This is a genomic window from Pelagibaculum spongiae, from assembly GCF_003097315.1.
Taxonomy (GTDB): domain Bacteria; phylum Pseudomonadota; class Gammaproteobacteria; order Enterobacterales; family Pelagibaculaceae; genus Pelagibaculum; species Pelagibaculum spongiae.
Genome location: NZ_QDDL01000001.1, coordinates 877,742 through 892,627, shown reverse-complemented (window position 1 = coordinate 892,627; position 14,886 = coordinate 877,742). Strand labels below are relative to the sequence as shown.

Here is a 14,886-nt window from a genome sequence, read left to right as displayed (position 1 = left end):
TTCAAATTTATTTTTTAAACACATTAAAAAACGCCAACAAATGTTGGCGTTTTTTTTGATTTTATCTATCTATTGGCAGTTTACTTCTGGCAGTCGATTAATCCAGTTTTCAATTAATTGAACGCCTTCGGTGTGTGCAAGGCTCCGACCCAGTTTTGGCATTCGATCCTTTGGAGAGGTAGCGACCATTCTGAAATGTACAATTGAATTTTCAGCGTCGCCTGGAATAGTTAAAAAGCTAAGCGCCCCGCCGCCGTATGTCACTGGTTTGGTGCAGACACCATGCTTTGATTTATTATCATCATAACTTAACCAGTAAGGCAGCTTGAGAGGTGTATTTCCTGCGTCGCCTTCACTTCTGTGGCAATGCGCGCAGTTGATGTCCAGATAGCCTTTTGCCATAGCGGTCAGCTGATCTGTTTCCATATTAATTATCTCTGAATTTGTTATGTCATCATTAAATTTCGGCAGCTGTGTAATGCTTGCTATGTCAGGCAATCCTTGTAAAAGATTATTATCTTTCCAATGAATTAATTGGTTTTTAGTTTGCCCGTTAATTGTAATGTCAAAATTTAGGTTTCGTGCTTTAGGGCCAATCGGGGAAAACTTACTACGACCTTCTTGCGGTATTAACTGATGGCATGCTTTACATTGGTTTTTATCCGGAACGACATAAGTAAAGTCAAATGTCTCTCCTTTATGAACAACTGATTTCGCTAAAGATTTACCCGCTACAGCGAGCTTGGCGCTACCGCCGCCTTCATTCCATAGATAAGGTAAAGCCGTCCAACCAGATTCACGGTGAATTAATAGGCGCGTTTCAATTAATTGCTCATGCTCGAAGCCCCGCTGACTTGTATCTGCAGGCAGCGAAAAAGTTTTTACAAGTACGCTGCCAACAGGAAAGTCGAAGGTTTCATCTGGCTGGAAAGTGGCCTGCTCTCCAGAAGGCATAAACAGAAAACGGTATTTAGTCGCGTAATCGGTAAACAACGGAATGGCCAGTTCAAAAGGTTCGCCACCGTTTGCATTTTCGGTAGGGTTGGCGCTATTTTCGAACAATCGATAGTCAGACAAATCCGGGCAATCAGACTTTGCTAATGCTTGCCAGTTAACGCCTTCGCCGCTCAGCTGACAGCTTGCTTGGTCTTGAGGTTCGTCTGGTTGATCAGGATTAGTGGTATCGTCAGGAGGTGTGGTATCAACTGCAGGGCACATGACTGAGTCAACATCATCAGCGCCACAGCCATAAGCCACACCATTGATTGTAATAATGGTTGGTTCAATTGATGGTAATTCACATGAAAGTAAGTCTGTGTTAGTACTTGGGCTGGGCAGTACCTGGCCATCGACTAAGATGTAGCTTTTGCTTTGTGGGTCATATAAACGCCCATTTATTACTGGCTCACCTTCAAGGTTGTTGTTTCGAGTTGCACAAACATTATCTGAACCATCAATTGCAAAAGGTGGCTCTCCAAATTGTTCAGAGCGACCTTGGTTTGCTAGCATTTCACCGAGTCCGTCATATAAAATTGGCGGAAAATCAGTAACGCCAATTAAATTGAAGACTGCTTTAGGTGTGACAATTAAATCACCTCGTGGATTTTTACCCGAATCGGTAATTAAATTATCGTGAATATATACTTTTCGAGGCGTTGGTCCAAAGCCAGATGCAATAACCCCGTTGTCGACATAGCTTTGCATTTCTTCACGGGATGCTGCGATTTGAAAATCAGTAATCGCAATTGAAGTGGAGTCGTGACCATTTATGTAGTTATCAAATATTTCTACATTTTTAGCAGATAATACAATAACGCCTGTCCCAGGAGGAACGATGTGTACTCCGGCAGGATAGTCGCTGACGTTAGCAAAATTATCGGTATTGTTATTATATATTCGGTTGTTAAAAATCCGGGTTTTCCCTCCATACTGCTCATTACCAATTGGTAAATCAAAAACCAGTACTCCTCCGGTATTTCCGGTCACTATGTTGTCATAAACATCGGCGTTGGCGGTGTTTTCAATTTCGATACCCGCAACATTTTCTTGAACAACATTTCGACGAACAACGGTGTTTCTTGATTGACCAATATATACACCGGCATCTGCAGATCCGCGAGTGTATGTATCTTCAATCAGAATATCTTCAGACTCAACTGGATAAAAGCCATAAGCGCCATTGTCTTTTGTTAGTTCACCTTTCCATTCAGCTCGAGCTCGGCGAATAATAATGCCTTTAGTTGAACGTAACTTGACCGCATTATTTGCTGCTTCTTCAAAGCCAATATCTTCAATCGTAATATTGGTTGCATTTTGAACCAGCAAACCATCTGATCCTACAGATTCAGAAAAGTCTAAGCTGGTTTTATTCATACCAGCACCGGCAATAGTAATGTTTTTAACTTGTATGCCATCACCATCAGAATCACCGTCAAAAGTTAAGGTGTCAGATATTTTATGATGGCCTGCTGGAAAAACAATGCGGGTGTTGTCTGTCGCACTGATTAAAGCCGTTTTAGCATCTTCAGTAAGATTTGGGCCGGCTTGGAGGTAAATTATATTTTGAATGGTGGTTTGGTCGTCGGGAGGCGTGACATCTTTTTCAGCGCTAGAGCCAGAGCTTCCACAACCTATTAGTAAGCTTGTAGCTAAGGCTACTGCGCTTACTGAAAAGTGTTTGATCGAAAACGGCATAATACATCCTTGTAGAGTTAATTGTTTTCTTTGCAGTAGTAGAAAACACCTAAAAGGATTTTTTTTAATTAGCTGTAACGGATGAATCGCTAACTAAAATGCCGCTTCAGCATTTAATGGTTACTTGCTGAAGCAGCTAGATAGCAATAGGGGTTAAAAATCACCAAAGCAGCTTTGTAAAACAGAGATTACGCTTAAGGCGGCCGTTTCTGTCCGTAGAATTCGAGGGCCCAGCGTTATGCCTTGCATGCTTTTTTCTCTTGCTTGGTCAACTTCCTGATCAGTTAATCCACCTTCAGGGCCAACTAGCAATGAAACCTGATCGCACGGCTCCAGAGTTTTAATTGATTGGCCGCGGTGCGGGTCAAGAATCAAGCCAGTACCTTGAGGGCGTTGTTCGAGCCATTGTTGTAAAGTCATTGCCGGTAATAAAGTGGGAGGCGTATTGCGCCCGGACTGCTCGCAGGCGCTGGTAATAATGCCGCGCCAATGTTCCATTTTCTTTTCCAGTCGCGGGCCTTTTAGTTTCACGTCGCAGCGTTCAGAAAACAGTGGAGTGATTTCGTTAACACCAAGCTCTACCGCCTTCTGAATCGTGAAATCCATCCGGTCGCCTTTGGAAATGACTTGAGCCAGATGAATCTTCAACGGTGATTCGACTTCTCGGTCTAACCACTCAACCAGTTTCAGCGAAGCTTTTTTGCTTTGGTCGTTGGTTAGCTCGGCACGGAACTCACCACCTTGACCATTGAATAGGATCACCTCGGCACCTGCTCTTAAACGCAGTACTTTTAATATGTGGCGGCTAGGTGCTTCATCCAGCTGGATTTCAGCATTCAAGGTTAGTGCTTGTGGGGTATAAAAACGGCTGATTCTCATAAGATACTTCAGTTAAAATAGAATGTAAGGAGATGGTATCGATAGTAAATATTTTGCTACATAACCGAGTACTATGGAAATTATGACGCTGCTCAGTGTTCCTAAAAGTACATACTCAGTTTTTCTTACTTCATTATTCTGAGTTAAATCTCCAAATCTGAAGATTGATTTAGCTGCTATCAGAAATCCTATAGAGGCAATGCTGCCTGCTAGTATAAAAATTATAATTAATGATCGTTCTATATATCCAATCATTTTCCCTGCTTCGCGTATTCCTTGAGAACTTTGTTCTTCTGTAGCGGTATGTGTGTAGGGTGAAAGGAATAGAGATATCACGATAGATGCAGGCTTTAAGGATAAGCCAAAAGTAAGCATGTAGATCGTCAGAGGATAAAGAGTCTCCTGACTAATATCAGAGATTAGATGGAATTGATCTGTCAAAGCCAGCCAAATAGTAAAAAGTATAGCAAGATGTGCAATTTGGTCTATTACGAAAAATAGTAACGATTTAGGTAAAAGAGTTTTGATTAGATCGATGGCCGCATGGGATAAAAATATTACTAAAGCTACAATCAGGAATGGTTTTGAATATGACAAACAAATCAAAGCTGCGAAGAAAGCTTGTATGAATGAATGTAAATATAATTTGGCAGAAGCTATTTTTTTTGAATTTTTATCTTCGACCCAGGATTCAGGTTGAAGATAAAAGTCGCATAAGAAATGTACAGCACATAGTGAAGTAATAAGTGGGATTTCAATCATTTTTTAAGATTCTCAATCAAGTGGGGTTGTGCTGTTAAGAATTTTTCTAGTAGATGGTAATTTGCTTTATTGAGAATTTTGGTTGTGTTCGCTCTAGATTTACCAACTTTTCTTCCAATCTCTTCATGCGAGATATCAGGTTGGGCTAGATAAGCTAATAGCACTCTGGCTTGTTCTTTTGTTAATTCTGATATGTGCTTGTCGACATATTCAAGCAATAGATCAAGTTCGATCTGTTTATTAGGAGATGCTGAGATCAAAACTATTTTTCTGTGTTTTATTTTATCGAGGCCAATGCCTGATCGGATAAATGCAGAACCATTGGAAGTTCTTATCGTCTCATTTCTGAGGATATGACCTATGCCAATACTAATTCTAGCGTCTGTTTCTTGCTGTTTGTCGCCTATGGCTTTTAAAGACAACCTAGCTAATATCGCCAGTTCGATCACTTTCTTTGGAGGTACTATTACCTGAAAGGAGTCTCCTCGGTAAAGATCGAACTCGTAGTTCATTTCAGTAAACAGCGTGCTCAAAACTGTGAGTGCTTGTTGAAAATGCTGCTCATCTAGATTTTGTGAAGCTATCAAGTCACCGGTTATTACGGCTATCACAGCTGAGTTGTCTTTAATATCCATCGTATTGTTACTTCGAAGCTGACGCTTGACCTATTGTAACTCATATAGGTTGCTTTTCAATATGTAACTCAAATAAGTTACTTTTAAATATGTAACTCAATTAGGTTGCTTTTGGTGGTGTGGCTTATTCTAGTTGCCTTCAGTGTCAGACTTACATTTTAATGCCATGAATATTATTTTCGTTGTTTTATCTGTCATTAGAAGAAGAGCCTTAAATAAGGCTCTAAATCAGGATTTAATCGGTCAGCCCAAGATTTTTAAAAATCTTGATCGAAGTATCTGAACGATTCAATGTGTAGAAGTGCAAGCCCGGTGCGCCGCCTTCCAACAGTGATCGACATAGCTCGCTGATGACATCAATGCCGTAATCGGCAATCGCTTCTCGGTCGTCATAAAAGCCTTCTAGGCGTTTGCGCAACCAGCGTGGGATTTCTGCACCACACATGTGTGAAAAACGTGCCAGTTGAGCGTAATTGGTAATCGGCATAATGCCAGGCACTACCGGAATATCGACACCAATTTTTTCCAAGCTATCCACATACCGGAAATAAGAATCTGGGTTGAAAAAATACTGGGTAATCGCTGAGTTGGCACCAGCTTCGACTTTGCGTTTAAAGTTTTTTAAATCATCATCGGCATTAAATGATTGCGGATGAAATTCAGGGTAAGCCGCTACTTCGATATGGAAATGATCACCGGTAACTTCACGAATAAATTCCACCAATTCATTGGCAAAGCGGAGTTCGCCCGGGCTACCCATGCCTGAAGGCATATCACCGCGTAATGCAACAATCCGGTCAATGCCCTGAGCTTTATAATCTAAAAGCATCTGGCGAATATTATCTTTTTTCGAGCCGATGCAAGATAAATGTGGTGCAGTTGCAATTCCGGTGACTTCTTTAATCATCGAAACCGTTTCACCAGTTTTTTCCTGGGTTGATCCGCCGGCACCAAAGGTGCAAGAGAAAAATTTAGGATTTAACGCAGCCAGTTGTTGTGCTGCGACTTTGATATTTTCGGCACCTTTGTCAGTTTTAGGTGGGAAAAACTCAAAGCTGTAATCAACGCGATATTTTAATTGTGATCTCATGCTATTTCCGACTCCAGCAAAGCAGCAACATCAGTCGGCTTGCCCTTTTTAGAAAGAATTATTGATTGCTTTGGTTCGTGGGGCATTCAAGATGAATATCCCACGAACCACAATCAATATATGAAACTAGTATTTATAATTTTCTGGTTTATATGGCCCGTTAACATCAACACCGATGTATTCAGCTTGTGCTTTGGTTAGTTGGGTAAGTACACCACCAAAACCTTGTACCATATAACGAGCGACTTCCTCATCTAGCTGTTTAGGCAAAACCTTAAGCCAGAGGTGTTCTTTTTTCTGCTCCGGCGGCAACTCGCCAAACTTGCGCTGGAACAGATATATTTGCGCCAAAACCTGATTAGCAAATGAACCATCCATAATTCGACTGGGGTGGCCAGTGGCATTGCCCAAATTGACTAATCGACCTTCAGAAAGTAGTAATAAAAAATCATCTTTTGTTTCTGATCGATATATTTTATGCACTTGGGGTTTTATTTCCTGCCAGCGCCACTTGTCGCGCATAAACTGGGTGTCAATCTCGGTATCGAAGTGTCCAATATTACACACTACGGCACCATTTTTTAATGCTGCCAACATTTGTGGGTCGCATACATGGAAATTTCCGGTAGTGGTGACCAGCAAATCGACATTGTCTAATAATGTCCGATTCAGGTTTTCTGCTAGGCCATCGTTAACACCATTTTGGTAAGCAGACACTACTTCAAAGCCATCCATGCAGGCTTGCATGGCACAGATTGGGTCAACTTCGGTGATTTTAACAATCATCCCTTCTTGTCGAAGTGAGGCTGCAGAGCCTTTACCAACATCACCATAACCAACGACTAACGCTTTTTTTCCAGCCAACAAATGATCCGTCGCTCTTTTAATCGCGTCATTTAAGCTATGCCGACAACCATATTTATTATCATTTTTTGATTTGGTGACAGAGTCGTTTACATTAATTGCCGGAACCTTGAGTTGGTCTTTTTCCAGCATTTCCAATAAACGATGCACGCCGGTAGTTGTTTCTTCGGTAATGCCATGAATATGATCCAGCAGTTGTGGATACTTTTCATGCAATAGCAGGGTTAAATCACCGCCGTCATCCAACACCATATTGGGTTTCCAACCTGCAACGCCGATACCGATAGATTGTTCCAAGCACCATTCATATTCGGCTTCAGTTTCACCTTTCCAGGCAAATACCGGAATACCCGCAACGGCAATCGCAGCAGCTGCATGATCTTGGGTAGAGAAAATATTACAAGATGACCATCGAACTTCAGCTCCGAGTTCAATCAGAGTCTCGATCAGTACCGCAGTTTGAATGGTCATATGGATACAGCCGAGAATTTGAGCACCGGCAAGCGGTTGGCTGGATCGATATTTTTGCCGAATTGCCATTAACGCGGGCATTTCAGTTTCGGCAATTGCCATTTCTTCACGGCCCCAATTGGCTAGAGAAATATCGGCAATTTTGTAGTCGTTCAAGGGTACTGTAGCTTTCAGTTCGTTGTTCATTATTGTCATCCTGTCCGCTGGTTAAATTCGGCAAGTGAAATCACTTGCCGAATAACAGGACCGCTAACACATGAACTGCTTTAGAGCCGAAGCTCTTCGGGTGTTAACCGATCCTTGCTTATAAGGCTGCCTTCAAAACTTCGGCCTTGTCTGTTTTTTCCCAAGTGAATGCTTCGTCTTCACGACCAAAGTGGCCATAGGCCGCAGTAGCGCGATAAATCGGACGACGCAGATCGAGCATTTCGATAATACCGCCTGGCGTCAAGTCAAAGTGCTGGCGAACTAACTCGATGATTGCTGTATCAGAAATCTTGCCAGTACCGAAAGTATTCAAAGAAATTGAAGTCGGTTCTGATACACCAATTGCGTAGGAAATCTGAATTTCACAACGCGACGCTAAACCTGCTGCAACAATGTTTTTTGCAACATAACGGCCAGCATAGGCAGCTGAACGGTCAACTTTTGATGGATCTTTACCAGAGAATGCACCGCCACCGTGACGTGCCATTCCGCCATAAGTATCGACGATGATTTTACGGCCAGTTAAGCCGCAATCGCCCACTGGACCACCAATAACGAAATTACCGGTTGGGTTGATGTGGAACTTGGTGTCAGCATGAATCCATTCCTTCGGCAGTACCGGTAAAATAATGTCGCGCTTAACTGCTTCACGCAGATCTTCTAAATTGATATCTGGATTGTGCTGAGTCGATAAAACAACCGCATCAACAGCCACTGGCTTACCGTTTTCGTCATAACGCAAAGTCAGCTGTGATTTTGCATCAGGGCGCAACCATGGCAGGGTGCCATTTTTGCGTAATTCTGCCTGACGTTTTACCAGCAAATGGCTGTAGTAAATTGGGGCGGGCATCAGTGATGGCGTTTCATCGGTGGCATAACCAAACATTAAGCCTTGGTCACCTGCGCCAAGATCTTTAGTTTCGCCTTCGTCAACGCCCATGGCGATATCGCCAGACTGCTTGCCGATGGCATTAATGACTGCGCAAGAATTACCGTCGAAACCAACATCGCTACTGGTGTAGCCGATGTCGTTAATTACCTGGCGAACCAGACCTTCTAGGTCAACGTAGCAGCTAGTGCGTACTTCACCGGCAACAATTGCCATACCGGTTTTAACCATGGTTTCAACAGCTACCCGAGCATGCGGGTCCTGTTCCAACATCGCATCAAGGATGGCATCAGAAATCTGGTCAGCCATTTTGTCAGGATGGCCTTCGGATACAGATTCAGAGGTAAAAAGGCTGTATTCACTCATTTTTTTACAATTCCAATAACAGGTTGGTCAAATCGCCGCAGCTGAATTTGGAAGCCATTTTTCAGTCCCAAATACAGGCGATCGCCGTCTTCTAATCCGGCAGATTGCGCCCAGGCGGTCAGCTCTTCAGTATCAAATCCGAGCCAGAAATCACCGCAGTTATCTCTAGCCCAACTTTGGTTGTGGCGGCACAAATCGGTAATCAATAATGCGCCGCCAGGATTAATCAGTTTTGCCGCAGTTTTAAATAGCTGCGCCGGTGTTGGCACATGGTGTAACACCATATTCAGTACCAAACAGTCACACTTGAGGTCTTTTTCCAGTACGGTATTAATATCGCCATGGATAAACTCGATATGTGAGTAGCCATTATCCAAAGCAAATTGCCGCGACTGTTCAAGCATTTCGGACGAAATATCCACCGCATAGATTTTCTCAAACCTCGGTGCCAATCGCGCCAGAAACTCTCCTTGTCCCGGGCCAATTTCAACTGCCTGAGCCAATTGTGGAAAGTGGATGCTTTCCAGTAAATCGCCAATTGCTTCGCCATATTGTGGATAGTGAGCAATTAAATCCTGGTGGTCGGGAAATTCCTTAGCATGATTAGCAAAGAATTCCCGGGCGTGCTCTGCACGTTCACTGAGCACTAGGTTTAATCTGTCTTGAACATCGCCAGTCAGTGGTAGTTGATCAATAGTGGCGTATAACGACACCAATAAATCTGCATCGGCCTGCTGATCTGCAACCAAAGCACGGCGATAAAATATCGCATTGCCTTCCCGGCGTTGAGCAACCAGCCCAGCCTTGCTCAAGACTTTTAAGTGATGGCTCACTCCCGACTGCTTGCCAGCAAAAATCTGGCACAGTTCAAGCACACCAAAGGAGTTGTCTTTAAGTGCTCGCAATATGCCCAAACGCAAACTGTCGCCAGCTGCTTTAAGCATGACTGCCAGAGCGTCGGTGGTAATTTCAGGAGTATTCATAGGGCGCAAGTCTAGCTGGCTGATTTAGCTTGCACAACCCAATATCAATATTTTTTGATATTGGGTTGTGTCAATCCAGGAGTTGGTTGCTGAGGTGGTGGAAAGAGATGGAGTAATTTTTTGAACCGGCGGGGTAATAATTACTTCTCACAAATTTGAGATAAGTGAGCAAGCTAAGCTGACAGTCAATTAACCAGGTGACTTCAAGGTAAGGGTCACAAATTACTCCTTTCAAATTGTTTAAAGGGCAATTTTCTTCAGGTGTTGCAAGGGAATCGATGTCATTAATTGTATGGTTTTTTATTGTTTTTCCCAGGGTATCTCGGCTCGTGATGAACAGTGAAGTACTGTAATCGTTGATATCACAACCTTGGAGAGGGTGAAGCTCTAATCGCCAAGTGAGTGGCCGATTAGAAGCGCAGTGACAGGCAAAGGCTCGGGAGATTAAATAATAATAAGCGGCAGCCACCTGATCTTGGCAGTTGGCTGAGATATCAAAAGTGCCATGTTCGTGTCGTTTTTTCCCTAGAAATCCGTATTGATAGCTGAGAAATAACTCAGCGGGTGGAGCTTTTTGGGTTGCAAAATTGTAGGCCGCTTTCCGAAGTAGGTTCATTCGGTAGTTGGAGTCGTTCCAGTCTTCTAAGAAGCGTCTGGGAAGAATGGGATGATTATTGAAAAATTTAATTTCTTCTTGATAGCCCAACCTTCGGATCAATTTGTCTACATCTGGACGACTATCCCCTCTAAGCAGCTTCAATTTGCTTCTTACATAGTCAAGAGCCATCTCGGCATACATCAGTTCTCCAAAAAATGGCATCCTTGCGCTCCGTATAAGCTATCAATGAGAGTAATCGGTTTCTGCTGAAAGCATACAAATTAGCTATTGAAATTCTAGGCTAGATATTTAAAAATCAAGACCATTTTATAAAAACAATATCCTGCTCAATTCTAAGATTTGTCCGTAGTGAGGCCGCATGCAGCATACAGTTGAAAAGATTGGTGGAACTTCAATGAGTAATTATGAGGCGGTTCGGGACAATATTATTTGTTACCCAGAGCAGCCTTATAATCGAATCTTTGTTGTTTCTGCTTATGGTGGAGTGACAGATTTACTTTTGGAACACAAGAAGACCGGTGATTCAGGCATTTATGGCTTGTTTGCCCATGCTGAAGATGGTCAGGCTTGGCGTCAGGCAATGGATGATGTTCGTGCCAGAATGCTAGAGATTAACGCCGGACTGTTTGAAGATCCTGCTTTAAAACAACAGGCTGACCAGTTTATTTCTGACCGGTTGGGTAGTGTTGAAGATTGTTTAACAGACCTGAGAAAAGTCTGTGCTTTCGGTCATTTCCAGCTGTCTGACCAGTTAATGAAAGTGCGTGAGATGCTGGCATCCATAGGTGAAGCACATAGTGCGCATAACCTTGCTTTCTTGCTGCAGCAGGAAGGTATTAATGCCAAGTTTGTCGATTTATCAGGCTGGCGCGGTAATAGCAACCTCTCGTTAGATGAAGCCATTGCCAAGGCTTTTGCTGAGATTGATTTGCAAACTTGCCTGCCGATTGTTACGGGTTACGCCAACTGCGTTGAAGGTTTGATGACCACTTTTGACCGTGGTTACAGTGAAATGACCTTTAGCCGGATTGCGGTAATTACCGAAGCGACGGAAGCAGTGATTCATAAAGAATTCCATTTAAGCAGTGCTGATCCTCGAGTAGTTGGTGAAGGTAAAGTGGTGCCGATTGGTCGGACGAATTACGATGTTGCCGACCAGCTCGCTAATTTGGGAATGGAAGCGATTCATCCCAAGGCTGCTAAAGGATTGCGCAAAGCGGGCATTGCACTGCGAATTAAAAATACTTTTGATCCGGCGCACAGCGGTACTTTAATTACCTCTGATTATTGCAGCGATGAGCATTGCGTTGAGATTATTGCCGGTCGCCGTCATGTGGTGGCAATTGAAGTATTTGACCAAGAAATGTCGGGTGAGATTGAATGCTACGACCGCACCATTGTTGAGCTATTGCATCAGCAGGGTGTAGAAGTGATCACCAAAGATTTGAATGCCAATACGATTACTCACTATATCAGCACCGGTATTAAAAGAGTGCGTCGAGTGGTTGAGCAGTTGGAGCAAGCCTTCCCAGATGCCGAAGTGTCGACCCAAAAAGTGGCGCTGGTTTCTGCGATTGGCTCCAGTATGAAAGTGCCAGGCATTCTGGCTGAAACCACATCGGCGCTGGCCGAAGCGGGCATTAGTGTGTTGGCAATGCATCAGTGTATGCGTCAGGTCGATATGCAGTTTGTGTTAGATGAGGCGGATTATCATACAGCAGTAAAAAGTATGCATAAGTGTCTAATCGAGCGGCATAATCACCAATATGCGATTCGAGTGGCTTAATACTCCTGATTCAGTGAACAATAAAAAACGCAGTGCATTATTAATGCACTGCGTTTTTTTGTTTGGGATTTAAGTTATTCGTTATCGTGAAGGAATATATCCCTGTAAGACATATAACTTGCCGCAAGCATTACTGGTACCGCAACAAATAAACCCAGCCCAAGTAGCGATCCACCAATAATTAGCAGAATCAATGCAATAATGCTGTAAAGAGTTAGCGAATGAACATTTTTCAAACAACCAAAGAAGCTTTGTTTTAGTGCTTCTGGTGCCGAAAGATCTTGTAACATAATTAATGCAGGCGCATAAAAACCAGCCATCATGATCGGGATGATTAATAGGCTTAACACCAATATTGGAGTAATAAATAACCAGAGCAACCCGATTAAATCTGCGGTTGATAGGTTTTGTATATCCATACCGGAATCTGCGGCATAAGTTGCCAAGGCACCGAAGTCAGCCATGCCATAAGCAATCGCTAAAACGACGATAAATCCAACAGATTGAATAACCATTGAAAATACTAACGAGCCGGTTTTACTGAAACCACTGAATAATTCACCAATGGAGAGCGTGTTTTCTGTTTTTTGCTGATGTGCTACGGCATAAAAACCTGCCATGAAAATGACATGGAAGAAGGCTGCAAAAAAATTAACAACGGGGATAACTGCCAAAATTACAGAGATAATGCCATAGATTAAAAAGCAGCCAATCCATCCCAGTGGTTTTTGAAAAAACATACCAAAACCTTGTGCGATCCAGCGTACGCCACTGGCAAACCCCGCATTTCTTGGTGGGTAGAGGTTTTCTTCGTCATCAGCAAAACCTTGCAAGGGTGCCGATGGGCTTTGGTAAGGATTGTGTTGTGAATGGTGTTGTGAATTGTTCTGGGAAAAGTTTTGTCCTGAAACGTTGTTCGTCCCCTGGGCATTAAATGCCGCTGAGTGCATATTAGGTGCTTCAGCTTGGGGCTGAATTTCTGGCTCGTGTTTGGCTTCGAGGGATAAACCACCGAACGGCTGTTTTTGCTCAGCAGCTTGCTGGGTTGGTTGCTGTTTGGCTTGGCTGGATGCAATTCGAGTTGGATCAACCGGACCATTGTTATGAATGGGGTCAAATGACATTGGCTGTTTTTTCTGGACAGCTGCAGTGTCTCTGGCACCAAAGTTGGCTTTACCGAGGCTAGAAATACGACATTCCATTCCGATATTTGCCAATTTTTTGATTAGTACTTCGGCTTGTTTCAGCTCTAATTCTTTTTTGATCACAATGCTATTAGTAGATGAAAATAGCTGGCTGACCATTTCATTACTGGCACCTTCATTTAAAGAGGCAAAGTGCTGCTTCACTTCATCTCGATTGAATCCTTCACGAACTTTGCCGGTGAATTCGATTTGATGGCTCATTAATGTTCTCCCAGGGGAGCCCCCATTCAATTATTGTTAGCTTTTAAGCTGGGGAGCGATTTGATGCGGGTTATTGTTCTGATATCTCCGCAGAATCACAAGTGAAATTTCAAATTATTAACAGAATGTGAAGTTATCGAGCCTAAATATATTTCTGTTTACAGCTAAAATTTGCATCTTAGAGGTGCCAGGACTTACAAAGTAAACAGTTTGCCTCTAACACTGGTGCGGTATTCTCCCGGGGTGATTTGAAAGTGTTTACGAAAAATCTTTGCCAGATAACTTGCACCGCTAAAACCGGATTGCTCGGCGACTTCGGCGACGCCGAGATTGGTTTCACGCAGTAGTTCACAGGCCTGTTCTAGCCGTAGACGAGTTAAATATTCAAGCGGCGTCATTCCTAAAGCTTGCTGAAAACGTCGGTTTAAAGTGCGTTGGCTGACTTGTTGTTCTTTTGCAATTTGTGACAAATCGATCGGTTGATTCAAACTGGCTTTTAATAGTTGTTGGCTGGCGATAACGAGTTCATCGCGGTGTGAGCTGGAAAATTCTGTTTCAAAGACACTGTCAAAAGTACTGCGGCGAATTTCTGGTGAAAATTGTTGGCGCACTCTGGCGGCGGTCGCTTCACCAAACCATTGTTCAATTAGGTTAATGGTTAAATCAGCAATTGAATTGACGCTACCGGTGCAAAAAATACCATCGGCATGGGTGATTAGATGATCTCTTTTAACATCGGTAGTCGGGAATAGTTTTTGAAAGCGATCAAAATAATACCAGTGAGTAGTCGACGGTTTTCCATCAAGTAGCCCAGTGCCAGCCAATAAATAACTGCCAGTACCCGCTGCGCCGAGCATGCTACCTTGCAGATGCATTTGTTTTAGCCAGATGATCAGTTCGGAATAGAGTTGCAAGATGGGCTGAGGGTTACGCCACATCGCTGGGACAATAATTAAATCTGCCTGCTCGACCTGGCTGTAGTGGCAATCTGGCAGCAGTTTAATACCACCGCTGGCGATAACCGGTTTGTTGTTGGTGTCATTAGTGCCTGCCACGGTCAGGCTAATCCTCGGTGCTCGCCCGTGCTCGGTTTGCATGATCGCCCGAGCAGCATTGAGCATTTCCATCGGCAATGTCAGGCTGGTGGTGAGCATTTTATCCAACGCAATCAAGGTGACTTGATAGTGCTGCTTGCTGCTTTTGCGGTTCATGGTGCTTTAAACCTTTTAATATTG

Annotated in this window: 12 protein-coding genes; 1 reads left to right on the top strand and 11 read right to left on the bottom strand. The window is 43.3% G+C overall.

The window, feature by feature from the left end:
* Positions 1-69: 69 nt before the first annotated feature.
* From DC094_RS03840 to DC094_RS03800, 9 genes are all read right to left on the bottom strand, one after another.
* Complete coding sequence (locus DC094_RS03840; RefSeq protein WP_116685743.1) at positions 70-2,694, bottom strand: parallel beta-helix domain-containing protein; 2,625 nt, start codon at positions 2,692-2,694, stop codon at positions 70-72.
* A gap of 153 nt (positions 2,695-2,847) precedes the next feature.
* The gene (locus tag DC094_RS03835; protein ID WP_116685742.1) at positions 2,848-3,573 is read right to left on the bottom strand and encodes a 16S rRNA (uracil(1498)-N(3))-methyltransferase; all 726 of its coding nucleotides are present in this window, start codon (positions 3,571-3,573) and stop codon (positions 2,848-2,850) included.
* Positions 3,574-3,585: 12 nt separating this feature from the next.
* The gene (locus DC094_RS03830; protein ID WP_116685741.1) at positions 3,586-4,335 is read right to left on the bottom strand and encodes a DUF3307 domain-containing protein; all 750 of its coding nucleotides are present in this window, start codon (positions 4,333-4,335) and stop codon (positions 3,586-3,588) included.
* Entirely contained in the window at positions 4,332-4,970 is a 639-nt protein-coding gene (locus tag DC094_RS03825; protein WP_116685740.1) for an Sdh5/SDHAF2/SdhE family assembly factor, read from the bottom strand. The genes DC094_RS03830 and DC094_RS03825 overlap by 4 nt, the downstream gene beginning before the upstream one ends.
* A 235-nt stretch (positions 4,971-5,205) precedes the next feature.
* Entirely contained in the window at positions 5,206-6,060 is an 855-nt protein-coding gene (gene metF, locus DC094_RS03820; protein ID WP_116685739.1) for a methylenetetrahydrofolate reductase [NAD(P)H], read from the bottom strand.
* A gap of 126 nt (positions 6,061-6,186) precedes the next feature.
* Positions 6,187-7,590 (bottom strand): adenosylhomocysteinase, encoded by a 1,404-nt coding sequence (gene ahcY, locus DC094_RS03815; RefSeq protein ID WP_439650629.1) that lies wholly within the window; start codon positions 7,588-7,590, stop codon positions 6,187-6,189.
* Positions 7,591-7,699: 109 nt separating this feature from the next.
* Entirely contained in the window at positions 7,700-8,857 is a 1,158-nt protein-coding gene (metK, locus tag DC094_RS03810) for a methionine adenosyltransferase (protein ID WP_116685737.1), read from the bottom strand.
* A complete protein-coding gene (locus DC094_RS03805; RefSeq protein ID WP_116685736.1) occupies positions 8,854-9,840 on the bottom strand; it encodes an ArsR/SmtB family transcription factor in 987 nt (328 codons plus the stop codon). Before DC094_RS03805 ends, metK begins: the two co-directional genes overlap by 4 nt.
* 70 nt (positions 9,841-9,910) lie before the next feature.
* Positions 9,911-10,660 (bottom strand): hypothetical protein, encoded by a 750-nt coding sequence (locus DC094_RS03800; protein ID WP_116685735.1) that lies wholly within the window; start codon positions 10,658-10,660, stop codon positions 9,911-9,913.
* 157 nt (positions 10,661-10,817) lie between these two features.
* Between DC094_RS03800 and DC094_RS03795 the strand changes: the two genes are divergently transcribed.
* Complete coding sequence (locus tag DC094_RS03795; protein WP_116685734.1) at positions 10,818-12,245, top strand: aspartate kinase; 1,428 nt, start codon at positions 10,818-10,820, stop codon at positions 12,243-12,245.
* 74 nt (positions 12,246-12,319) lie between these two features.
* On the opposite strand, the gene DC094_RS03790 is transcribed toward DC094_RS03795, so the two are convergent.
* Together DC094_RS03790 and DC094_RS03785 are read right to left on the bottom strand one after the other, a co-directional pair.
* Complete coding sequence (locus DC094_RS03790) at positions 12,320-13,651, bottom strand: BPSS1780 family membrane protein (RefSeq protein WP_116685733.1); 1,332 nt, start codon at positions 13,649-13,651, stop codon at positions 12,320-12,322.
* Between the two features lie 194 nt (positions 13,652-13,845).
* Entirely contained in the window at positions 13,846-14,862 is a 1,017-nt protein-coding gene (locus tag DC094_RS03785) for a GlxA family transcriptional regulator (RefSeq protein WP_116685732.1), read from the bottom strand.
* Positions 14,863-14,886: the final 24 nt, after the last annotated feature.